The 24,373-nt window shown below is 39.9% G+C and carries 21 protein-coding genes; 15 read left to right on the forward strand and 6 right to left on the reverse strand.

Going from position 1 to position 24,373, the window contains the following annotated elements; genetic code table 11:
• Positions 1–104 precede the first annotated feature (104 nt).
• The gene (rnpA, locus tag H5159_RS18230) at positions 105–527 is read right to left on the reverse strand and encodes a ribonuclease P protein component (RefSeq protein ID WP_004335217.1); all 423 of its coding nucleotides are present in this window, start codon (positions 525–527) and stop codon (positions 105–107) included.
• Between the two features lie 7 nt (positions 528–534).
• Positions 535–669, reverse strand: coding sequence for a 50S ribosomal protein L34 (gene rpmH, locus H5159_RS18235; RefSeq protein WP_004335215.1), 135 nt, complete (start codon positions 667–669; stop codon positions 535–537).
• Between the two features lie 518 nt (positions 670–1,187).
• On the opposite strand from rpmH, the gene dnaA reads away from it, so the two are divergent.
• The 7 genes from dnaA to H5159_RS18270 all read left to right on the forward strand — a co-directional run bounded on the left by dnaA (position 1,188) and on the right by H5159_RS18270 (position 10,874).
• Complete coding sequence (gene dnaA / locus H5159_RS18240; protein WP_004335207.1) at positions 1,188–2,570, forward strand: chromosomal replication initiator protein DnaA; 1,383 nt, start codon at positions 1,188–1,190, stop codon at positions 2,568–2,570.
• A 13-nt stretch (positions 2,571–2,583) separates the two neighbouring features.
• Positions 2,584–3,687: a DNA polymerase III subunit beta gene (dnaN, locus tag H5159_RS18245; RefSeq protein WP_004335206.1), complete on the forward strand. Its 1,104-nt coding sequence runs from the start codon at positions 2,584–2,586 to the stop codon at positions 3,685–3,687.
• 15 nt (positions 3,688–3,702) lie between these two features.
• Positions 3,703–4,797, forward strand: coding sequence for a DNA replication/repair protein RecF (gene recF, locus H5159_RS18250; protein ID WP_004335205.1), 1,095 nt, complete (start codon positions 3,703–3,705; stop codon positions 4,795–4,797).
• A gap of 12 nt (positions 4,798–4,809) precedes the next feature.
• Positions 4,810–7,236: a DNA topoisomerase (ATP-hydrolyzing) subunit B gene (gyrB, locus tag H5159_RS18255; protein WP_182738746.1), complete on the forward strand. Its 2,427-nt coding sequence runs from the start codon at positions 4,810–4,812 to the stop codon at positions 7,234–7,236.
• 140 nt (positions 7,237–7,376) lie between these two features.
• Positions 7,377–8,279 carry a glycine--tRNA ligase subunit alpha gene (gene glyQ / locus H5159_RS18260; protein WP_004335201.1) on the forward strand — a complete coding sequence of 301 codons (903 nt, stop codon included), beginning with the start codon at positions 7,377–7,379 and terminating at the stop codon, positions 8,277–8,279.
• Between the two features lies 1 nt (position 8,280).
• On the forward strand, positions 8,281–10,350 hold the full coding sequence (gene glyS / locus H5159_RS18265; RefSeq protein WP_024597184.1) for a glycine--tRNA ligase subunit beta: 2,070 nt from the start codon (positions 8,281–8,283) through the stop codon (positions 10,348–10,350).
• Positions 10,351–10,424: 74 nt separating this feature from the next.
• Entirely contained in the window at positions 10,425–10,874 is a 450-nt protein-coding gene (locus H5159_RS18270) for a hypothetical protein (protein WP_004335197.1), read from the forward strand.
• Positions 10,875–11,070: 196 nt separating this feature from the next.
• Here the strand turns inward: H5159_RS18270 and tusA are convergent, their stop codons facing one another.
• The 3 genes from tusA to fadB form a co-directional block, all read right to left on the reverse strand.
• Positions 11,071–11,310 carry a sulfurtransferase TusA gene (gene tusA, locus H5159_RS18275; RefSeq protein ID WP_182696209.1) on the reverse strand — a complete coding sequence of 80 codons (240 nt, stop codon included), beginning with the start codon at positions 11,308–11,310 and terminating at the stop codon, positions 11,071–11,073.
• Between the two features lie 292 nt (positions 11,311–11,602).
• A complete protein-coding gene (fadA, locus tag H5159_RS18280) occupies positions 11,603–12,772 on the reverse strand; it encodes an acetyl-CoA C-acyltransferase FadA (RefSeq protein ID WP_024597185.1) in 1,170 nt (389 codons plus the stop codon).
• A 4-nt stretch (positions 12,773–12,776) separates the two neighbouring features.
• Positions 12,777–14,936 carry a fatty acid oxidation complex subunit alpha FadB gene (gene fadB, locus H5159_RS18285; RefSeq protein ID WP_138489862.1) on the reverse strand — a complete coding sequence of 720 codons (2,160 nt, stop codon included), beginning with the start codon at positions 14,934–14,936 and terminating at the stop codon, positions 12,777–12,779.
• Between the two features lie 192 nt (positions 14,937–15,128).
• Here fadB and H5159_RS18290 point away from each other — a divergent pair, with 192 nt between their 5' ends.
• The 8 genes from H5159_RS18290 to H5159_RS18325 all read left to right on the forward strand — a co-directional run bounded on the left by H5159_RS18290 (position 15,129) and on the right by H5159_RS18325 (position 22,880).
• Positions 15,129–17,015, forward strand: coding sequence for a transglycosylase SLT domain-containing protein (locus H5159_RS18290; RefSeq protein ID WP_149601906.1), 1,887 nt, complete (start codon positions 15,129–15,131; stop codon positions 17,013–17,015).
• Between the two features lie 276 nt (positions 17,016–17,291).
• Entirely contained in the window at positions 17,292–18,614 is a 1,323-nt protein-coding gene (gene pepQ / locus H5159_RS18295) for a Xaa-Pro dipeptidase (protein ID WP_024599951.1), read from the forward strand.
• A gap of 88 nt (positions 18,615–18,702) precedes the next feature.
• The gene (locus tag H5159_RS18300) at positions 18,703–19,317 is read left to right on the forward strand and encodes a YigZ family protein (protein ID WP_182780805.1); all 615 of its coding nucleotides are present in this window, start codon (positions 18,703–18,705) and stop codon (positions 19,315–19,317) included.
• Between the two features lie 96 nt (positions 19,318–19,413).
• Positions 19,414–20,865, forward strand: a complete 1,452-nt coding sequence (locus H5159_RS18305) for a TrkH family potassium uptake protein (RefSeq protein ID WP_004335179.1) — start codon at positions 19,414–19,416, stop codon at positions 20,863–20,865.
• A gap of 45 nt (positions 20,866–20,910) precedes the next feature.
• Positions 20,911–21,570, forward strand: coding sequence for a flagellar brake protein (locus tag H5159_RS18310; RefSeq protein WP_024597190.1), 660 nt, complete (start codon positions 20,911–20,913; stop codon positions 21,568–21,570).
• Positions 21,571–22,035: 465 nt separating this feature from the next.
• Positions 22,036–22,248, forward strand: a complete 213-nt coding sequence (locus H5159_RS18315; RefSeq protein WP_004335175.1) for an EF-hand domain-containing protein — start codon at positions 22,036–22,038, stop codon at positions 22,246–22,248.
• Positions 22,249–22,388: 140 nt separating this feature from the next.
• Positions 22,389–22,601 carry a calmodulin gene (locus tag H5159_RS18320; RefSeq protein WP_004335174.1) on the forward strand — a complete coding sequence of 71 codons (213 nt, stop codon included), beginning with the start codon at positions 22,389–22,391 and terminating at the stop codon, positions 22,599–22,601.
• Between the two features lie 63 nt (positions 22,602–22,664).
• A complete protein-coding gene (locus H5159_RS18325) occupies positions 22,665–22,880 on the forward strand; it encodes an EF-hand domain-containing protein (protein ID WP_182694279.1) in 216 nt (71 codons plus the stop codon).
• A gap of 85 nt (positions 22,881–22,965) precedes the next feature.
• Here H5159_RS18325 and trkA read toward each other — a convergent pair whose 3' ends face one another.
• Positions 22,966–24,342, reverse strand: coding sequence for a Trk system potassium transporter TrkA (gene trkA, locus H5159_RS18330; protein WP_154904167.1), 1,377 nt, complete (start codon positions 24,340–24,342; stop codon positions 22,966–22,968).
• Positions 24,343–24,373 lie beyond the last annotated feature (31 nt).

Below are 24,373 nucleotides of genomic sequence, written 5' to 3' on the forward strand. Positions count from 1 at the left end.
AGTGAGATAGATATCATGTATTTAAAGACTCAATTAGAAATTTTAAATGCATGATTAAAAGGTGAGCTAAAGATACATTAATTAACCCTGCAATTCTATTGCAATTAGGTTTGTTTATTAGATTTAGCTGATTTGTTTGGGCGTTTCTTAAAAGGTGGCGGTTTAGGTGCACCTGGTTTACAGCGTTCGTTAATTTTTCGCCATAATTTAGTAAGTTGTTTGGTTAATTCTTCATTAGACTGTTCATCAATACCACTTTTCACCATAAGCACAATATCAATATTATCGATGCTGTGTTGATTTAAACGAAAACTTTCGCGAGCGAGACGTTTAATACGGTTTCGTTGGCATGCCTTTTTTACGCGTTTTTTAGCAACAGTAAGACCTAACCGAGGTTTTTCTTGGTCATTTGGTTTAGCTAATAGAGTAAAGAAAGGAGTTGCAGCCCGAGCGGGTTCATTAAATATGCGAGAGTAATGCGAGGGAGTTAACAGACGTAACTCCCTGCCAAAGCTAAAGTCTTCCACTTATAAATTAAGCAGAAAGAACTTTGCGGCCTTTAGCGCGGCGACGTGCTAATACTTTACGGCCATTTACAGTTGCCATGCGAGCACGGAAGCCGTGTGCACGTTTGCGTTTTAAAACGCTAGGTTGAAAAGTTCTTTTCATAACAATCTCATCCGATCGGTTAAAGTTAAAACATCCTATACAGGTCGCGATCCTGGCATAGGTGCCATTGCGAGCGCGAGATATTATAGAGTAAGTAACGTAAAGTCAATCATAATTACGTTCGCAGTATATAGTCTACTTATGGTCCATAAAGAGATCATGTAGAGCGATCTGATAGGATCATCATAAATAAGAAGTTTTCCACAGCCCCTGTATAAAAAGTGAATAAAAGCGGGGGAAAAGAAAATTGGATCGTAAATTTGGTTCGCGATCTTGGTGTTATTTTGTTATGATCTTCTCTTCGGATCTAAAATAAAAACTGTTTTAAATCAGATTGTTAATGATTTTATACATCGATATCAACAATTTTATAAAAATCAATCTTTTACTTGTGGATAAAGTGCCTTCATAATACGCGGTCTTGGGTCGCTTATTGGACCATTTGAACGCAATAAATGTATGATTTATAATCATTAATGATGTGCGGGAATAAAAATTATATCTCTGGGAGTTTAACTGTGTATCTGTCGGTTTGGCAAAGTTGTTTATATGTATTGCAAGATGAGCTGCCTTCGCAGCAATTCAGTATGTGGGTAAGACCACTACAAGCAGAAAGTACCGAAGATACCTTGACGATTTATGCACCTAATCGCTTTGTGCTTGATTGGGTAAGAGAAAAGTACCTAAATAGAATTAACGAATTATTAGTAGAAATTTGTGGTGTTGAAGCACCAAAGCTACGTTTTGATGTAGGTAGTAAGCCTTTATTAAATGCACAAGCTGCACCGGTTATAGAAACGCAATCAGCACCACAAGCTTCTACAAAACAACAGCCTCGTGAGCAAAAGCCTGTTGTTGAACCTGCACCTAAGTCAGGTTACAAATCTAACATTAAAGAAAACTATACCTTTGACAGTTTTGTTGAGGGTAAGTCAAACCAATTAGCAAAAGCAGCGGCCACTCAAGTTGCCGATAATCCTGGCTCTGCTTTTAACCCTGTATTTATTTATGGTGGTACTGGTTTAGGTAAAACTCACTTATTACATGCTGTAGGTAACGGCATTATGGCAAACAAGCCAGATGCTAAAATTGTTTACATGCATTCAGAACGCTTTGTTCAAGACATGGTAAAGGCACTACAAAATAATGCGATAGAAGAATTTAAGCGTTATTACCGCAGTGTTGACGCATTAATGATTGATGATATTCAATTTTTTGCTAATAAAGAGCGTTCACAAGAAGAGTTTTTTCATACCTTTAATGCATTGCTTGAAGGCAACCAACAAATTATTTTAACCTCTGACCGTTATCCAAAAGAGATTGAAGGGGTCGAAGACCGTCTTAAATCACGTTTTGGTTGGGGATTAACAATCGCGATTGAGCCACCAGAGCTTGAAACTCGCGTTGCTATTTTGATGAAGAAAGCACAGCAAAGTAAGATTAACTTACCACATGAAGTTGCCTTTTTTATCGCCAAAAAATTACGTTCAAATGTACGTGAACTAGAAGGCGCACTTAACCGTGTAATTGCTAATGCTAATTTTACAGGTCGTCCAATTTCGATTGATTTTGTAAAAGAAGCACTACGCGATTTACTTGCCTTGCAAGATAAGCTGGTTACGATAGATAATATTCAGCGCACCGTTGCTGAGTACTACCGAATTCGGGTGTCAGATCTATTGTCTAAGCGCCGCAGCCGCTCTATAGCAAGGCCACGCCAAGTTGCCATGGCATTATCTAAAGAATTAACTAATCACAGCTTACCTGAGATTGGTGACGCATTTGGTGGACGCGATCATACGACCGTATTACACGCATGTCGTAAGATAAAATCACTACGTGACGAAAGCCACGAAATTAAAGAAGATTACCAAAACTTAATAAGAACATTGTCATCTTAGGGCTGACTTTATTATGCAAATAACAATATCAAGACAACAATTTTTAAAGCCATTGGTGCAAGTGTCGGGTGCAATAGAGCGCAAACACACGCTACCAATCTTATCTAACGTTTTGTTAGTGGTAGAAAACGGACAACTTTCAATGACGGGTACTGACCTTGAAATTGAATTAGTTTCTGGCGTATTTGTAGGTGATGATATTGCCGATACAAAACTAACGTTACCCGCTAAAAAGTTACTCGATATTTGTAAAAGTCTACCTGATGGTTCAGACATTACTTTAAGCTTGCAAGAGCACCAATTACTTTTAACCAGTGGTAAAAGCCGTTTTTCATTAACGACTTTATCTGCTGATGATTTTCCTAATTTAGAGCAGTGGGATGGTGAGGTTGAATTTCAACTAACTCGTTTAGAGCTTCGTAAATTACTCGAAAGCACACATTTTTCGATGGCAAATCAAGACGTACGTTATTACTTAAACGGTATGTCGTTTGAAGTAGATAATACAGATATAAAAACAGTAGCAACAGATGGTCACCGTTTAGCTATTGCACAAAAGCAATTAACGCAATCGCTTAACACTCAACGTCAATTAATTATACCTCGCAAAGGTGTGCAAGAAATTATGCGCCTTATGGTAGCTGACGACGAATTGGTTACAATTCAGTTTGGTGCTAACCATATACGTATTATTGATATTGAGTTTACATTTACAAGTAAGCTAGTTGATGGACGCTTTCCTGATTACCGTCGTGTATTACCACGTGGTGGTGACAAAGTAATTACAGCTAACCGAGAATGGTTACGAAATGCGTTTCAACGAGTGTCTATTTTATCGAATGAAAAATTTCGTGGTGTACGCTTAAATCTATCAAACGGTTTATTAAAAATTACTGCCAATAACCCAGAGCAAGAACAAGCTGAAGAAGTTGTTGAAGTAAGTTACGAAGGCGCGGACCTAGAAATAGGATTCAACGTGTCTTACGTATTAGATGTACTAAACACATTAAAAACAGAAGACGTACTATTTACATTAGCCGACTCAAACAGCAGTGCATTAATTGAAGGTGCAGGCGATGAAGAAGCAATGTACGTTGTTATGCCTATGCGTTTATAAGACTATAAATACATAATGAGCTTAAGTCATTTGAGCCTCAAATATTTTCGTAATATTGAGGCACTGACGCTAGAACCAGTCAACGGCGTTAATATAATTTATGGTGAAAATGGCAGCGGAAAAACCAGCCTTTTAGAGGCTATATATTACCTTTCTCATGGCAAATCTTTTCGTACTCCAAAACACAAAAGTATTATTGCGCACCAGCAAGAGCAATTTGTAATTCACGGGCGTAAAACAATACACGATTTATCAATTCCAATTGGTATTAGTAAAACGCAAACGGGTGAGACTAATTTAAAAATTCAAGGTAAGGCGAGTCGTAGGATATCAGAACTCGCTCAACTTATGCCTGTACAAATTATTACACCAGAGAGTTATTCTTTGTTTTTTGGTGGACCTAAAGAGCGCAGAAAGTTTTTAGATTTAGGTTTGTTCCACGTGGAACATGAGTTCTTTTTTTTGTGGCAATCATTTAATAAAGTACTGAAACAACGTAATGCATTGTTAAAAACTAAGCCCAAGAATTATTTTGACCAAATTAAGTTTTGGGACAAAGAATTTGTTAGACTGGCTGAAGAAATAAATAAATTAAGATTGGCGTATATAAGTAGGTTTAAGCAGCAATTTTTTGATAAAATGTGTGCAGAATTGACGCTTGTACGTGATTTAGAAATGACCTTTAGCGCAGGCTGGAAAGAGACTGAATCTCTTGCAGATGCGTTAGAGCAAAACTTTGAGCGAGATGCTCGCCAAGGGTTTACAAGTAAAGGCCCTCATAAGGCCGATTTTAGTTTTAGTGTCGCTGGTAACAGTGTGGAGAATACATTCTCACGCGGTCAATTGAAGCTATTATTGTATGCGTTGAAAGTTACGCAAAATAGCTTAATTGAGTCAGAGACAGATAAGCAATCTATATTGCTAATAGATGATCTACCTTCAGAATTAGGCGAAGATACAAAAGAGAAAGTGGGACAATTACTTGCTCACTGTAGTTCTCAAATTTTTATCTCTTCAATTTTATCTGAAAGTATTTCTGCTGTGGTGGAACCCATGCAACGAGAACTACAAATGTTCCACGTGAAACATGGCAACCTAATAACAAGATAAGTGGGATTAACCATGTCTGAGAATTATGACTCGTCGAGTATTAAAGTACTTAAAGGATTAGACGCAGTAAGAAAGCGTCCTGGAATGTATATTGGGGACACCGATGATGGCACAGGCTTACACCACATGGTGTTTGAGGTCGTTGATAACTCGATCGATGAAGCCTTAGCAGGTCATTGTGATGATATTTATGTAACGATTCACTTAGACGGTTCTGTCTCAGTTCGAGATAACGGTCGTGGTATCCCAACTTCTATCCATGAAGAAGAAGGCGTATCTGCAGCCGAAGTTATTATGACGGTACTTCATGCCGGTGGTAAGTTTGATGATAACTCTTATAAAGTATCAGGTGGCTTACACGGTGTTGGTGTTTCTGTTGTAAATGCACTTTCAGAAAAACTAAAACTGACTGTTCGTCGTGAAGGAAAGCTTCATGAGCAGTTTTATACTATGGGTGTTCCAGATGCACCTTTAGCTGTAATTGGTGACTCAGAAACAACTGGTACAGAATTACGTTTTTGGCCAAGCGCTGAAACATTCACAAATTTAGATTTTCATTACGACATTTTAGCTAAGCGTTTACGCGAGCTTTCATTCCTAAACTCAGGTGTGAGCATCATCTTAAATGATGAGCGTGAAGAAAATAAATCTGACCACTTTAAATATGAAGGCGGTATTCAAGCTTTCGTAGAGTACTTAAACCGTAATAAAACACCTATACATAAAGGTGTGTTCCATTTTACTCACGAACGTGAAGAAGATGGTATTAGTGTTGAAGTATCAATGCAGTGGAATGATGCATACCAAGAAAACATTTACTGTTTCACAAATAATATTCCACAACGTGATGGTGGTACTCACTTAGCCGGTTTTAGATCAGCGCTAACACGTACACTTAATAACTACATGGAAAAAGAAGGCTTTAACAAAAAAGCTAAAACAACCAGCAATGCTACCGGTGATGATGCCCGTGAAGGCTTAACGGCTGTTGTTAGTGTTAAAGTTCCTGATCCTAAGTTCTCATCACAAACTAAAGACAAGCTAGTATCAAGTGAAGTTAAATCTGCGGTTGAACAAGCAATGGCTGAAAAATTCACTGAGTTTTTACTAGAAAACCCAACTGATGCCAAAATTGTTGTAGGTAAGATTATTGATGCCTCACGTGCACGTGAAGCGGCGCGTAAAGCCCGTGAAATGACACGACGTAAAGGTGCAATGGACTTAGCAGGCTTACCAGGTAAGCTAGCTGATTGCCAAGAAAAAGACCCAGCACAATCTGAACTATATATAGTGGAAGGGGACTCTGCTGGCGGATCAGCCAAGCAGGGACGTAACCGTAAAAACCAAGCTATTCTTCCGCTTAAAGGTAAAATATTAAACGTAGAAAAAGCACGTTTTGATAAAATGCTATCTTCGCAAGAAGTAGCAACACTAATTACTGCATTAGGGTGTGGTATTGGTCGTGACGAATATAACCCTGAGAAATTACGTTATCACCGTATCATCATCATGACCGATGCGGACGTGGATGGTTCTCACATTCGTACGTTACTACTAACATTCTTCTATCGTCAAATGCCTGAAATTGTAGAACGCGGTTATATTTATATTGCTCAACCACCACTTTATAAAGTGAAAAAAGGTAAGCAAGAGCGTTATATTAAAGATGATCCTGCATTAGTAGAATACTTAACGTCGCTTGCGCTTAATAATGCTGCTTTATATCCAAGTGCAGATGCTCCTGCGCTAGAAGGTGAAGCGCTAGAGAAAGTCGTTCACGATTACCAAAATACAGTTAAAGTTATTGAGCGTTTAAAGCGTAAATATCCTAACACGGTAATGGAGCGCTTAATCTACCAAACAGAGTTGAAAACTGATGACCTTTCTGACGAAGCTAAAGTAATTGCTTGGACAAAAGAGTTAGTTGATGACCTGATTGCACGTGATGAAGATGCAACTATTTTCCATGCGGGTACAGAGTTTGACGCTGAGCGTAATATGTATTACCCGGTTGTGAATATTCGTCAGCACGGTGTTGATAAAGCACATGTACTTCATTATGACTTTATTGCATCACGTGACTACCAACGCATTGCTGTGACTGGTACTAACATTGCAAACATCCTAAAAGAAGGTGCTTATATTCAACGTGGTGAGAAAACAAAACCTGTTGATAACTTTGTGGATGCTTTGGAATGGTTGATCACAGAATCTAAGCGCGGGATCTACATTCAACGCTATAAAGGACTGGGTGAAATGAACCCAAGCCAGCTTTGGGAAACGACAATGGATCCTAGTGCTCGTCGTATGTTACAAGTAACGATTGAAGATGCTGTTGGCGCGGATCAATTATTTGCCACCTTAATGGGTGATCAAGTAGAGCCTCGTAGAGAGTTTATCGAAACTAACGCTCTACGCGTAGTTAATCTAGACGTGTAAAAATATCACTTGCACCGAAAAAGGAGCCTAATGGCTCCTTTTTTATTTTTTCAATTACACAAACTGCTTAAAACCTGAGTGTACACACGGTATACTAAGGGTAATTTTCACGCTACTTCTTAGATAGTAAAAAGCCAAATATGCAAAAATATGACGTAAAAACCTTTCAAGGTTTGATCCTGGCTTTACAGGATTATTGGGCGCAGCAAGGCTGTGTCATTATTCAACCACTTGATATGGAAGTGGGCGCCGGGACATTTCACCCGCAAACATTTTTAAAGTCTATTGGTCCAGAGCCAATGTCGAGCGCGTACGTTCAGCCGTGTCGTCGTCCTACGGATGGCCGCTATGGTGAAAACCCAAATCGCCTACAACATTACTACCAATTCCAAGTAGTTTTAAAGCCATCGCCAGATAACATCCAAGAGCTTTACTTAGGCTCATTAGCGGCAATGGGTATTGATACCCTTACTCACGAAGTTCGCTTTGTAGAAGATAACTGGGAATCACCTACGCTAGGCGCATGGGGCTTGGGATGGGAAATTTGGTTAAACGGCATGGAAGTAACGCAGTTTACCTACTTTCAACAAGTGGGTGGCTTAGAGTGCTCACCAGTAACAGGCGAAATTACTTACGGCCTAGAGCGTTTAGCAATGTACATTCAAGGCGTAGATAGCATTTACGACCTAGTATGGGCAGACGGTCCACTAGGGCGCGTAACATACGGCGACGTGTTCCATCAAAATGAAGTAGAGCAATCTACTTATAATTTTGAACATGCAAACGTAGAAGACTTATTTGCACAGTTTGATAAGTGTGAAGCAGAAAGCCAAAAGTTAATTGAAGCTAACTTACCACTACCTGCATACGAGCAAGTAATGAAAGCATCGCACGCATTTAACTTACTAGACGCACGCCACGCAATTTCGGTAACCGAACGTCAGCGTTATATTTTACGCGTTCGTGCGTTATCAAAAGCGTGTGCACAAAGTTACTATGACAAACGTGAAGCGCTTGGTTTCCCGCTGTGTAAGGATAAGTAAAATGTCAGCACAAAATTTATTAGTAGAAATTGGCACAGAAGAGTTACCACCAAAAGCACTGCGTAAATTAGCAGAAGCCTTTGCTGCAAACTTAACTCAAGAGCTAGAAACATTAGAATTAGCACACCAAGGCGTAAGCTGGTATGCATCGCCTCGTCGTTTGGGTTTACAAGTAAAAGCGCTTGAAGCTAAGCAACAAGACAAAGAAGTTGAAAAGCGTGGCCCAGCAACAAAGGCAGCGTTTGACAGCGAAGGTAACCCAACAAAAGCAGCAATGGGTTGGGCACGTGGTTGTGGTATTGAAGTAAAAGACGCACAAACACTTGAAACCGATAAAGGCGCTTGGTTATTGCACATTGCTAAAGTAGCAGGGCAAGAAACTAAAACGCTAATGACAGATGCTATCACTAAAGCGTTAAGTAAATTACCAATCCCTAAACCAATGCGTTGGGGCGCGAATAAAACACAATTTATTCGTCCAGTGCACACAGTCACTATTTTATTTGGTGATGAGCTACTTGAAGGCGAAATTCTTGGTAAGCAAATAACTAACCAGCTTCAGGGTCATCGTTTTCATCACCCAGAAAAAATTAGCATTAACCATGCAGATGACGTTTTTGACGTACTTAAATCTGCTTACGTTATTGCTGATTACGAGCAACGTAAAGCGCAAATTCGAGCACAAATAGAAGAGGCTGCAAGCGCAGTTAACGCTGTTGTTGCAATGGATGAAGATTTACTAGAAGAAGTAACATCACTTGTAGAGTGGCCAGTTACTTTAACGGCAACATTTGAAGAAGCATTTTTAGATGTACCAGCCGAAGCGTTAATTTACACTATGAAAGACGATCAAAAATATTTCCCGTTATTAGATCAAAACGGCAAACTTTTAAATAAGTTTTTGTTTGTATCTAACATCGAAAGTAAAGATCCAAGTGTGGTTATTTCTGGTAACGAAAAAGTAGTGCGCCCGCGTTTAGCCGATGCACAGTTCTTCTTTGAAACAGATAAAAAGAAAACCCTAGAAAGCCGATTAGAGTCGCTTGATAGCGTATTGTTCCAAAAGCAACTTGGTACGCTTAAAGATAAGTCTGAGCGCATTAGTGAACTTGCAGGTTATATTGCTGAGCAATTAGGTGCTGATAAAGACCTAGCACAGCGTGCAGGCTTATTAAGTAAAACTGACCTAATGACTGAAATGGTTATGGAATTTACCGACGTGCAAGGTGTAATGGGAATGCATTACGCTCGCCACGATGGTGAAGCCGAAGATGTAGCCGTAGCGCAAAACGAGCAGTACATGCCACGCTTTGCAGGGGATAACTTACCAACAAACTTAATTAGCTGCGCAGTAGCGATTGCTGATAAGTTTGACACGCTGGTGGGTATTTTTGGTATAGGCCAAGCACCTAAAGGTGACAAAGACCCATTTGCTCTTCGTCGTGCTGCTATTGGTGCACTGCGCATCATGGTAGAAAAAGAACTACCACTTGATATTTTAGACCTAGTAGCTAAATCGCAAACATTGTTTGGCGACAAGTTAACTAACTTAAATGTATCAACTGACGTATTTGAGTTTATGCTAGGGCGCTTCCGTGCTTGGTATCAAGACGAAGGTATTGAAGTAGACGTAATTCAAGCAGTGCTTGCACGTCGTCCGACTAAACCTGTTGATTTTGACCGCCGTGTTAAAGCCGTAAGCCACTTCCGTACATTAGACGCAGCAGAAGCGCTTGCAGCAGCTAATAAGCGTGTAGGTAACATTCTGGCTAAAAACGATATTACCAGCCAAGGTAGTGTTGATGAGAGCTTATTAAGCGACGACGCCGAAAAAGTATTGGCATCACAAGTAGCAAAATTTGCCACTGACCTTGCACCACTTTACGCAGATGGAAACTACCAAGAAGCATTAAGCCAATTGGCGGGTATTCGTGAAAGTGTTGATAACTTTTTTGACAACGTAATGGTTATGGCCGACGATGAAGCTGTTAAGCAAAATCGTCTAGCGCTATTAAGCCAGTTAAGCGGATTGTTTTTAGGTATTGCAGATATTTCTGTTTTACAAAAATAACACCGATTAGCAATTTTAAAAGCCAGCGTTTTGCTGGCTTTTTAGTTTTCACTGTATGCAAAGGAAACCCATTGATGATTTCTATGAAACGAATTTTAACCTTAGCAATTGCTGGCTTACTTACTGCCTGTACAAGCCAAATTTCGATTAACGATGTATTGCCACAGCAAGAGCTTGACCGCACAATTTACTTACGTGGCGACTTTACACTGTGGGATGCAGAGCCCCAGTATCAGTTTGCGCCAGTTGGCCCTGCGCTTTATCAAGCGCAAGTTAAATTTTCGACCCCAGGTAAAGTGTACGAATTTAAAATAGCCGATGCCGATTTTAGTGAAGGTTACAACTGTGGTTACAGCGACGCACAACCAGCAGGACAAAAGCTAACACTGGGCCAGCCAGCTATCGCAGACTGTAATACTATTTATAACTACTTTAGTTTCACACCAGCAATAAAAGGCACGTACATAGTAAGTATTGATTACAGTGACTACGATAAGCCACAAGTGACGATAACGAAGAAGTGATTTTAGCTATTTAATAGCCCTAGTGGGTTGATGGATTTGTGACAAGGACGTTGTAGGATTTATTCAGCATTAACACCAAGGGGGGTTCGTAGTTTGGGTAGAGTGAAGCGAAACCCAACATGTGTGGCGAACAAAACTATTTTGGTGGTTATTAAATACGTTGGGTTTCGTAAAACTCAACCCGACCTACGTGAGTTTAAAGCCCTTTCTTCACCACATATCTATACGGTGCTGCTTCTGCATCTTTAGCTACCAGCGTGTGATCCATAAACGTACAAAAGCTCGGAATATCGCGAGTGGTTGACGGGTCATCAGCAGTTATTAATAACGTTTCACCGTCATTCATTTTACGAATAGCAGCACGTACCATCATTACTGGCTCTGGGCAGCGAAGGCCTATGGCATCTAATTGGTGATCGGGATTATCAAAGCTCATAATAAATTGGCCTGTTTAATTAAAGTGATTGCTGTGTACGCGAGTGCTTAGGTATAGCAATTAATAAGTTTGGCAGTTTAACGCAATTTTATGTGTAATTTAACTATTTTACTTAATGCTTTTAGCAGTTTCAAAATGCTTTATTTAATAATACGCCCGATCACATAATTACGCTGTTACATGCTTGTTTGATAAAGGGACGTTTTATAAATTGAAGCTAATAAAAAAGGCGAACTGAATAAAATCAGTTCGCCTTTTTAATCACCAAGATGGTTTTACATGTTTAAACTAATTAGTCTTGAACACGTTCAAATACAGTTGCAATGCCTTGGCCTAAACCAATACACATAGTTGCTAAACCGTATCGTACATTTTTGTCTTCCATTAAGTGAATAAGCGATGTGCTAATACGCGAACCCGAACAACCCAGTGGGTGACCAAGTGCGATTGCGCCGCCATTTAAATTCACTTTTTCGTCAACAACATCCATTAACCCTAAATCTTTCATTACAGGTAATGATTGTGCTGCAAAGGCTTCATTAAGTTCTACTACGCCTAGGTCATCAATTGTAATACCGGCTTGAGCAAGTGCTTTTTTACTTGCTGGTACTGGGCCGTAACCCATAATTGATGGATCGCAACCAGCAACTGCCATTGCTTTAATGCGCGCACGAATTGGTAAACCAAGTTCTTTTGCTTTTTCTTCGCTCATTACTAACATTGCAGATGCGCCGTCAGAAAGTGCTGAAGAAGTACCGGCTGTTACCGTACCTGATGCAGGATTAAATACTGGGCGAAGCTTTGATAGACCTTCTACTGTTGTTTCTGGGCGAATTACTTCGTCGTCTTCAACTAAGATAAGCGAACCATCTGCATCGTGACCTTCCATTGCTAAAATTTCGCGACGGAAGCGGCCTTCAACAGTTGCAGCTTGTGCACGTTGATGTGAACGGTAAGCAAATTCATCTTGTTGCTCACGGCTAATGCCATGAAGCGTTGCAAGGTATTCTGCTGTTAAGCCCATAGAGCCAGACGCTTGTGCAATTGATGTTGCTAAGCCTGGGTGAAAGTCGTTGCCGTGAGTCATAGGTACGTGACCCATGTGCTCAACACCACCAATTAGGTAAGTGTCGCCAGCGCCTGTCATTATTGCGCGTGCTGCGTCATGCAATGCTTGCATAGAAGAGCCACATAAACGGTTAACCGTAACAGCAGGAACGCTGTGCGGAATACCGGCAAGCAATGATGCGTTACGTGCTACGTTAAAGCCTTGCTCTAATGTTTGCTGTACACAACCCCAATAAATATCGTCAATTGATGCAGGATCAACTGCAGGGTTGCGATCTAGTAAGCCTTTCATTAAATGTGCGCTTAAGTCTTCTGCACGTTTATGTTTGAATACACCACTTTTAGAGCGACCCATTGGTGTGCGGATACAATCTACAATTACTGGATTATTCATGATATTAACCTTCCACCTTATAGAAAACACGACCTTCTTCGGCCCACTTGCGAGTTTGTTCAGATACTTGGTAAATCGCACCTAGGTGAGCGTATTTGTCTGCTGCTGCAACAAAGTTAGCTAAACCAGTTTGATCTAAGTAACGGAACGCGCCGCCTCTAAATGGAGGGAAACCAACACCGTAAACTAATGCCATATCTGCTTCTTGCGGCGAGGCAACAATGCCTTCTTGCAAACACAGTAGCACTTCGTTAATCATTGGAATCATACAACGGTCGATGATTTCTTGTTTATCAAATTCTTTTGGTGCGTCTGTAATTGGGCTTAATAGCTCAATTGCTGTCTCGTCATGAGACTTTTTAAGACGACCGCGACGATCTGTTTCGTATTTGTAAAAACCGGCTTTGTTCTTTTGTCCAAAACGTTTTTCGTTGGCAAAAATAGTCACAGGGTCTTTATCAGCACGCGCCATACGCTCAGGGAAACCGTCAGCCATTACGCCAGTACAATGGAACGCTGTATCAATACCTACAACATCAAGTAGGTAAGCCGGACCCATAGGCCAGCCAAATACGTTTTCCATTACTTTATCTACTTTTGCAAAGTTAGCGCCTTCAACCACTAATTTGCTAAAACCTGCAAAGTAAGGGAATAAAACACGGTTTACAAAAAAGCCTGGGCAATCGTTAACAACAATTGGCGATTTACCTAATTTAAGCGCGTAATCAACTACTGCATTAATTGTTTTATCTGAGGTTTTTGCACCACGGATAATTTCTACTAATGGCATTTTTGGCACAGGGTTGAAAAAGTGCATACCACAGAAGTTTTCTGGCTTATCTAGCGCTTGTGCTAGTAAATCAATACAAATAGTCGATGTATTTGAAGTAAGTACAGTGCCTTCTGGCATGTTCTTTTCAAGATCAGCGAGTACTGCTTGCTTAACTTTAGGGTTTTCTACAACGGCTTCAACAATGATGTTGGCACTTTGTAGGTCTGACTCGTTAAGTGTTGGTTTAATTTTGCTAAGTGTTGCCAACATTTTTTCCATTGGCATGTGGCCACGCTTAACTTTTGCACCTAACAATTTAGATGCTTCACCCATACCTAAATCAAGCGCATCTTGTTGGATGTCTTTCATTATAATAGGTGTGCCTTTATAAGCAGACTGGTATGCAATACCGCCACCCATAATACCAGCACCTAATACAGCGGCTTGTTTAATTTCTACATCGCTGTGCTTAGCAAATTTACGTGCTTTACCTTTAATGTATTGATCAGCTAGGAATATACCAGTTTGTGCTGCTGCTTCTGGTGTACGTGCTAATTTAGCAAAGTTAGCGTTTTCGATTGCCATTGCTTCATCGCGAGTACAGTTTGCCGCTGCTTTAATAGTACGTACAGCCATAACCGGTGCAGGATAGTGGCCTTTGGTTTTACCCATTACCATACCTTCTGCCATAGCAAAGCTCATGCCTTGCTCAACACGGTTTAATTTAAGTGGCTGTAGTTTTACGTTGCGTTTTGCTTGCCAATCTAGCTTGCCAGCAATCGCCAGTTCAAGTGTTGATACACTTGACTCTAGAAGTTTGTCAGCACTAACTACCGCGTCAAACGCACCTACTTTAAGGGCATCTGCTGCGCGGTTTTCTGCGCCTGAGGTAATCCACATCATCGCGTTATCGGCGCCAATGATACGTGGTAAGCGCACTGTGCCACCAAACCCTGGCATTATGCCAAGTTTAACTTCTGGTAGGCCCATTTTAGCTGTTTCGCTTGCCACACGATAATCGGTAGCAAGTGCCCACTCACAACCACCACCAAGTGCCATACCGTTTATAGCGCTTAGAGTTGGGAATGGTAAATCTTCAATTGCATCAAAAACGTCGGTTGCGTTTTTGATCCACACTACTAATTCTTCTTCAGGTTTAGTAAATGTAGGTAAAAATTCGAAGATATCGGCACCAATAATAAAGTGGTCTTTATCACTGGTAAAAATCATGCCTTTGATATCAGTATTGGCGGCTAATTCTTTTAATGCTGCTGCGCAATCTGAAAGAGTTTTTTGAGATAGTGTGTTTACAGAACCTGCAACACAAAACTTAAACTCGGCGATGTTTTCCTTCAGGAAGCTAACTTCAAAGGAATCGCTTTTATATAACATTATTATTCTCCCTAGTTGACGAACTAAGACTGGTACGATGAGTTTGCATTTCAATCAGTGTGCTTGCTTTAAATTAAAAATGCAACGAAAAATTTAACTCGGTTACAATCGACTGGTTAAAATATAGCTGGTTTGGTGCTAAGGTGGTTGAAAAGTTTTTATTCACAACTTTAATTTTTATTAAAGGACATTATGAAAAAATATTTACTAAGTGTTGCGGCAGCTGCATTCATTTTTCCTCTTCATTCTGCCGAGGCAAGTAACGATAACGATGCATTTTTAGATGCCGAAAAAAAAGTAAGGTACGGCAGTTACCAAGACTTTAAACAAGCGGTTAGTAACCTAAATCACCCGTTAAAACCTTATGTTGAAAAAACGTATTGGCAACGCCATCCGAGCATTAAACATCAGGCAGAAATAGAAGAATATTTAAATATATACCAGCATACGCCGCTTGAGTGGCCGGTCCGTAAAGCGTGGTTAGAGTATTTAAAAGATAACAACGAAAAGGCGGCGTATATCCGCAACTATCGTGAAACGTCTAATACGGAGCTTACTTGTACTTATTTAGATTTTCAGCTTGATTTAGGTGCGCCCGAAAAGGCAATTCTAAATCAGGTGACCGACTTATGGGCTGTAGGTAAATCGCAACCTAATGGTTGTGATAGTTTATTTTCTACGTGGCGTAAAAAAGGCTACATGAAAGAAGAAACGGTTTGGAAGCGTGTAACACTTGCTGCACAAGGCGGAACGCAAAGCTTATTACCTTACTTAAAAACTTTATTACCAAGTAAGGAGCGTTACTTAGCTGACTTATATTTAAAAGTGCGAAAAGATCCAAGCGCAGCCGCTGGATTATATAGATATAAAAACAAGTCGGCTAAAGAAGGGCAAATAGCTATTTATGGTGTTAAGCGTTTGGTTTGGCGCGATAAAGAGCTAGCTTTAAAAGCATGGGAAAAGCTAGAAAAAATATTTAAGTACAGCGATGAAGAAAAAGCGGATGTGTATTACACTTTTGCATTGTCACTTGCCTCTAGCGGGCATAAACAAGCGAGCTTTTGGCTAAATAAAGTGCCAAAAGAGCGACTAGACAGCAAGCTTATTCAGTGGCAACTGGGCAATATGCTCAAAACCCAAGATTGGGAAGGAATTGCTGCATTTTTTACAGGTAAAGAAAATTTAAGTCTTGGTCAGCAATATTGGTTAGCTTATAGCTATGCACAACGTGGCGAGCAACAAAAAGCAGACGACATTTGGAAAAAAGTAGCGGCTAATCGTGATTATTACGGCTTTTTAGCCGCAGCACGTTTGGGGTTGCCCGTTGATTTAAATAATCAGCCTTTAGCAGTCGATAAGGTACTTGTAGATAAAGTGAGTAATGCACCAGGCTTTAAGCGTGCAAAAGCACTTTATGATATTGAGCGCTTTACGTCGGCACGCCGTGAATGGAATTACCTAACGGATACCTCCAGCGATGAAGAAAAGCTGGCAGCATCACAGTTATCTACCGATTTAGGTTGGCACGACAGTACTATTTTTACTTTAGCAAAAATTAAAGCATGGGATAACGTAGAGCAACGTTTTCCGTTTGCGTTTCAAGATGTTTTTGAGCGCTACAGTAAACGTAGCAAGATAGATGTTGCTTGGAGTATTGCTATTGCAAGGCGCGAAAGCTCTTTTGCGCCAGATGCACGCTCGCATGCTAATGCGCGTGGTTTAATGCAGTTATTACCTAGTACTGCTGAGTATGTAAATAAAGGCAGTGTGACAAGTAGTCGTTTATATCAACCTAAAACAAATATTAGGTTAGGTACGAGTTACTTACAGTACTTAAAAAAGAAAAACCATGGCAATGAAGTACTGGCTACGGCTTCTTATAATGCGGGTTATCACCGTATAAAGCGTTGGTTACCTGATGACGCTATTCCGGCTGAGTTATGGGTAGAGCTTATTCCGTATCGCGAAACCCGCGATTACGTAAAAAATGTATTTGCGTACAGGCAGGTTTACCATACAAGAATGGGCCGAGAAGGTAATGTATTAGCGCCGCTACTCGAAATGAAAATGGGCGGTTAGTAAACATAAGTTTAAAGTAGGGGGATATCTAATGCGTTTAGATATCCCCTTTTTTGAGCGCTGAGGGTAATACCAATTTTATTAAAAACGTGATCATTCTAGCGTATTAAATAATTCAATAACTGCGTTAAAAATTATTTATATAGAACAACTATGTATCATAATTTTAGCCTTGTTATTAAGCTATTTTCTTATCGCTATAATAGATCATTAATTTAATGCAATTGGTATAAGTGATAGACTCATAGCAAGTTAAATTTAACAGATGGATTAACAATGGATAAATTAGCCGTTTTATACGCCGAACATATTGCAACACTGCAACAGCGTACTCGTACAATTTGTAATAGCGAAGGGTTAGAAGGATTAGTAATTCATTCAGGCCAAGCTAAGCGCCAGTTTTTAGATGATATGTATTATCCATTTAAAGTTAATCCACAGTTTAAAGCGTGGTTACCGGTTATTGACAATCCTCATTGCTGGATTGTGGTAAATGGCAGCGACAAACCAAAGCTAATATTTTATCGTCCAGTAGATTTTTGGCATAAAGTACCAGACGAGCCTCGCGACTTTTGGGCTGAGTACTTTGATATAGAGCTACTACTTCAGCCTGATCAAGTAGAAAAGTTATTACCATACGATAAAGCTAAATATGCTTACATGGGTGAATACATTGAAGTAGCGCAAGCTCTTGGTTTTAGTATTATGAACCCTGAGCCTGTACTTAACTATTTTCATTACCACCGCGCTTATAAAACGCAGTACGAACTTGAATGTTTACGCAACGCTAACCGCATTGCAGTAGATGGGCATAAAGCTGCACGCGATACATTCTTTAATGGTGGTAGCGAGTTCGACATTCAGCAAGCGTACTTAATGGCGACACGTCAAAGCGAAAATGAAATGCCGTACGGCAACATTGTTGCGCTTAACGAAAACTGCGCTATTTTGCACTACACGCACTTTGATCCAAAAGCGCCACAAACACATAACTCATTTTTAATAGATGCCGGTGCAAACTTTAATGGTTATGCCGCTGATATTACTCGTACGTATGATTTTAAAAAGCAGGGTGAGTTTGCCGAGCTTGTACAAGCGATGACGGTTCAACAAATCGAACTAGGTAAAGGTTTGAAGCCGGGTATGCTTTATGGTGATTTACACGTTGAATGCCATAACCGTATTGCACAAATACTTAGTGACTTTAAAATTGTTAACCTACCCGCTGAGGAAATTGTAGAGCGTAAAATTACCTCTACTTTCTTCCCGCATGGACTAGGGCATCACCTAGGTTTACAAGTGCATGATATGGGAGGTTTTATGAGTGACGAAAAGGGCACGCATCAGCCATCGCCTGAAGGGCATCCGTTCTTGCGTTGTACTCGCCTGATCGAAAAAAACCAAGTGTTTACTATTGAACCCGGTTTATACTTTATTGACTCACTGCTTAGTGATTTAGCGCAAACCGATAATAAACAGTTTATTAATTGGGAAAAGGTTGAGTCATTCAAACCATTTGGCGGTATTCGTATTGAAGATAACATTATTGTTCACGAAGATAGCCTAGAGAATATGACGCGTAATTTAGAACTCGATTAATTCTAGTTAACACTAATTAATTTATACACGTTAAAATACGTACATTACTTAAAGGGGCCTTTTGGCCCCCTTTTTACAAGTTTAAAATATGTCTGAATATAAATATCCTGCTGCTAACGTTTTTCACCAAGAAGAAATTAAAAAAAGTACGTTTATAGTCCACATTGCACATACCCCCGATTTAAATTCAGCCAAAGCATTTATTAAAAGCATTGAAGAAAAGTATAGCGATGCGCGTCATAACTGCTGGGCACATGTGGCAGGCAACCCCGGTGGTAGTCATGTTTATGGTTTTTCGGACGATGGTGAACCCAATGGCACGGCAGGAAAGCCTATGTTAAATGTACTGGTGGGTTCAGGCCTTGGCGAAATCACAGCTGTAGTCACACGTTACTTTGGCGGTATAAAATTAGGCACAGGCGGATTAGTACGTGCTTATGGTGGCTCATTAAATAATGCATTAGTAAAATTGCAAACAGTGCTTAAAGTTCCCAGTGTTGAAATTATAGGGAGTAGTGAGTACAGCATGCAAGGCGCGATTGAGCAGCTATTAAAAACAAAGTATCAAGTGCTTAATATTGATAAGCAATTTACTGCTAATATTGATTGGGTGATTACAATAGATAGTCGCGAAGCTCAGCAAGCAATCAAAGATATTTTTGATTTAAGTCACGGCGCAGTTGAGTTAACTATTAAAGAGTAATAACCTAGACAAATTGCATGTAATGCATACTGACCCTATTTAATTTGGTTGATACTACTCAGCCTGAATTTACTAATAATAAAAGCGACAAGCTAAATGCAATTTCGTACCATCATAAAAATTCTTGGCCAACTTGTTGCGCTGTTTAGTATTACCATGGTGCCACCGGCACTGGTGTCTTTAATATATAAAGACGGTGGTGGTGTTCCTTTTGTTTTAGCATTTATCTTTAGTGTTGTTATTGGCATGATGGCTTATTACCCAAACCGCCATGAAAACGGTGACTTAAAAGCACGTGAAGGCTTTTTAATTGTTGTTTTGTTTTGGCTGGTACTTGGGGCGTTTGCGTCCTTGCCGCTTATCTTTTTACAAGAACCTAACTTATCGCTCGCCGATGCGGTATTTGAAGCATTTTCTGGCTTAACAACCACCGGCGCTACGGTGCTTACCGGTATTGAGTATTTACCCAAGTCGGTATTGTTTTATCGCCAGCAACTCCAGTGGTTTGGCGGTATGGGTATAATCGTACTCGCTGTTGCTATACTCCCAATGCTAGGTGTTGGTGGTATGCAGTTGTACCGCGCTGAAATACCAGGGCCTGTAAAAGATTCTAAAATGACCCCGCGAATTGCCGATACTGCAAAGCACCTTTGGTATATTTATGTGTCGTTGACTATTACTTGTATGCTGGCTTATTGGGCTGCAGGAATGGAGTGGTTTGATGCTATATGCCATGCATTCTCAACGGTGGCGATAGGTGGTTTTTCTACTTACGACGCCTCCATGGGGCACTTTGACAGCCCTGTAATTAACTTTATTTGTGTGTTCTTTTTAATTATTGCCGCTGTTAACTTCTCCCTGCATTACGCCGCAGTGGCGAGCCGAAATATACAAGTTTATATTAGAGACCCAGAGTTTAAGGTGTTTTTGTGTATTCAATTAGCGCTGGTGGTTATTTGTTTTACCGTACTTTCCTCTAACGAAATATTTGCTAATGGCGATGAAACCCTCGATCAGGCGTTATTTCAAGCTGTTTCAATGAGTACAACAGCAGGCTTTGCTACTGATAACTTTTCAACATGGCCTTTGTTTTTACCTATTTTACTTATATTTTCGAGCTTTATTGGTGGCTGTGCAGGCTCTACCGGTGGTGGTATGAAAGTAGTGCGCGTATTTTTACTTTATTTGCAGGGCGTGCGTGAGCTCAATCGTTTAGTGCACCCACGGGCTATATATTCAATCAAGCTGGGTCGTAAGGCGTTGCCAGACAAAGTAGTAGAAGCCGTGTGGGGATTTTTCTCTGCATATGCGCTTGTATTTATTATTATCATGTTAGCGCTTATGGGCACGGGTATGGATAACATAACTGCGTTCTCAGCCACTGCGGCTTGTTTAAATAACTTAGGGCCTGGCTTAGGAGATGTAGCGTCGCATTATGGTGCTATAACCGATGGTGCTAAATGGTTGCTTACTATTGCAATGGTGTTTGGTCGCCTAGAAATATTTACTTTATTAGTGTTATTTACGCCTACTTTTTGGCGTGGATAAACGAGCGGCTTAAGTTTTAAATTACAAAATATTGGAAAAAGGGATATGCCAACAAATTTAGAAAAGCTAAAGCATATAGGTGTAGGCAGTTTAGTTGACCTAGAAATATTAACACCTACAAGCAGTAAGCGTGTTAAAACTGAATTAGTTGGTTTACTCGATAAACAGTTTATTATTTTAAATTATCCCAATGCTAAGCGTTTACCTGCAGCGAGTGACTATTTACGTGATGGTGTAATGGTTGTTGTAAGAGCACTGATTGAAGGCAGTGGCGGGCAAGTTATTGCGTTTCGCCAGCAAATTATGTCAGTAGCCTCTCATCCCGCTAAACTCGTCTTTATTAATTTTCCTAAGCAAGTGCAGCTATTTGCGCTACGCTCGCAAACACGCATACCTACCTTGTTACCTGCAAAGTTAAAACTAAGTGACGATAGAGTGCTTGAAGGCCTTATTAAGGACATTTCACTCACTGGTGTAATGTTTGATATTAGAGGCGATCAGCAAGCTGAAGGTATTAAAGATATGCAATGCACTGTCGTACTCAATAGTAGTGATAAAGATTTTGAAGGTGAAATTTGCAGTGTTAAAGAGCATGTCGCAGGTGTGCACTGCGGAATTAAGCTACTAGCAAGCGAGGATGAAATGAAAACCTTTATGAAAGAGCATTTTATAGACCCATCTGCGCTTGAGCCCACCGTTGACTAAATCGTTTTTCGCTTATTTGCAACAAAATGTCGTTTTACGTGAGTATTTATAAAGTGTTTTTTTGTTTTTATATAATTAAAAATATTATTCAGATAAAACAATGTTTTACGTATTTTTTGTTATGGCTTGTTTTTTGTTGTTATAGCTACTTCGTTAAAATTAACCTTAATTATTTTTTAAAATCCCTCCTTTTATAGCTCTACATTTTAAAATGTATCTTTTTATATAAACATAACTAGTTGTTTTTAATGACTTTAGTTCTTTACCTCTAAAGCGTGTTGCGAAAAGGCAACAGTAATGACTCTGAAAATTCCTACTTATTGTACGTATTCTTTTTAACTTCTTGAAATTTAATGGCTTTTCAATGTTGGCATTTAAGTTGTAATAGTCAGGGTGTACTGAACGAAATCGTGATTCAAAGTGAAACACTTAATCGCACACACATAAATTTGAAGGATACATATTATGAAAAGCATTAATAAAACTTTAGCACTTATCGCTATTGCATCTTCTTCAGCCGCTTTTGCAGCAACAGATTTTGACACACTTGATGTAGACGGCAGTGGCACAATTAGCCAAGCAGAAGCATCAGTAGACGCAAAATTAATGAGCATGTTTTCTGAGCTTGATACTGACCAAAATGGTGAGTTATCAAAAGAAGAATTTTCAGAAGCTTAATTAAAAAGTATTTATCCTGAGTTGCCAAAGACAACCTAAGTAGGCAAGGGAGCTTACGAAAGAGGATAACAAGGAAGTGAAAAATTACGTTTTAAGTTAAACGAAGCAATTTTTTTGATAGAACATTGAAGGATTAAGTTATGAAACATTTAAATAAAGCATTAGCACTTATAGTACTAGCATCTTCTTCAGCTGCATTTGCAGCATCAGATTTTGACAGCCTTGATATCGATGGTAGCGGCACAATTAGCCCAAGCGAAGCGGCAGTCGATACCGATTTAATGGCTGAATTTATTGAGCTAGATACCGACGGTAGCGGCGAGCTTTCTAAAGAAGAGTTCGCTAATTACTAATTAAACATTTTTCACAGTCAGGGATCTTTGAAAAGGACTTCCCATATTACTAGGAATATTATTATGAAAACATTCAATACAACACTTGCAGTTATCGTTTTAGCATCTTCATCAGCAGCATATGCTGCAGTAGATTTTGCCTCTTTTGATGCAGATGGCGACGGTGCGATTTCAATGGAAGAAGCGAAGGTTAACCCTCAACTTGTGAAGATTTTTGATGATTTAGATACTGATGGAAATGGTGAAATCTCTAAAGAAGAGTTTTCAAAGGTACAGTAATCAATATTCGAAGATACTCCACTAAAGCCGCCTTAGTCAGCGGCTTTTTTGTATTTTAAATTAACTAACTAATTAGCGTAACTAGTTAAAGGAATATAGCACTTACTTGGAATAGTTTTTCTACAACGGTAATATGTTTTTTGTCGATTAAAAACATGATGACATGATCGCCCGACATAATAATTGTATCATCGTGGGCTATCAGTACATCGTCATTACGTACTATTGCGCCAATAGTTGTACCCGCAGGAAGTTTTATGTCGGCAATCGCACGACCAACCACTTTAGATGTGCTTTCATCACCATGAGCTACCGCTTCTATGGCTTCTGCTGCGCCTTTACGCAGTGAATACACGTTAACAATATCACCACGGCGTACGTGCGTTAATAACGCTGATATAGTTGCTTGTTGTGGCGATATGGCAATGTCTATTTCGCCGCCTTGTACCAAATCAACGTAAGCTCCACGCTGGATAAGCACCATGGTTTTTTGTGCGCCCATACGTTTTGCAAGCATAGCCGACATAATGTTTGCTTCATCGTCATTGGTTACGGCAATAAACACATCTACTTGTTCAATATGCTCTTCTGAGAGCAGTTCTTGATCAGATGCGTCACCACAAAAAACGACCGTGTTATCGAGCATTTCTGAGAGTTGCTCAGCACGTTCTTTACTGCGTTCAATTAGTTTAACGGTGTGGTTTTTTTCAAGTGAGCGGGCAAGGCCTGCCCCAATGTTACCGCCACCAGCTATCATAATTTTTTTGTACGAACGCTCAAGTTTTTGTAGCTCGTTCATTACTGCGCGTATATGTTTTGTAGCGGCAATAAAGAATACTTCGTCATCGGCTTCAATAACGGTGGTACCCAATGGTTTTATTGCTTTACCTTGACGATAAATAGCGGCAACACGAGTTTCTACATTAGGAATATGTTCTTTAAGTGCAGATAACGCATAACCTACAAGTAAACCGCCATAGTAAGCTTTTACGGCTACTAACGAGAGCATGCCATCAGCAAACTGCAATACTTGCAGAGCACCAGGGTAGTCAATTAAACGGCGAATATACTTAGTGACCAGTGCTTCGGGAGCAATGTAATGATCGATTGGTAAATCATCGTTTTGAAAAAGTTTTTCGCGGTATTTTAAGTATTGCTCTGAGCGAATACGAGCAATTTTAGTAGGCGTTTTAAAAATACTGTATGCCACTTGGCATGCAACCATGTTCACTTCATCTGAACTGGTTACCGCTATAATCATATCGGCATCTTCAGCACCTGCGCGGCGTAATACATCAGGATGCGCGCTGTGGCCCATAACCCCTTGTAAGTCGTACTTATCTTGAAGTTCACGTAATCGGTTACCGTCTATATCAACAACGGTAATTTCGTTTTGTTCGCCAACTAAGTTTTCAGCAAGCGTAGCACCAACTTGCCCGGCACCGAGTATAATTATTTTCATTATTTACCCGTGGTATTGATCATAATTTAAT

The sequence above is a fragment of the Pseudoalteromonas sp. SG43-1 genome (genome assembly GCF_014164415.1).
In the GTDB taxonomy this organism is placed as follows: Bacteria; Pseudomonadota; Gammaproteobacteria; order Enterobacterales; family Alteromonadaceae; genus Pseudoalteromonas; species Pseudoalteromonas distincta.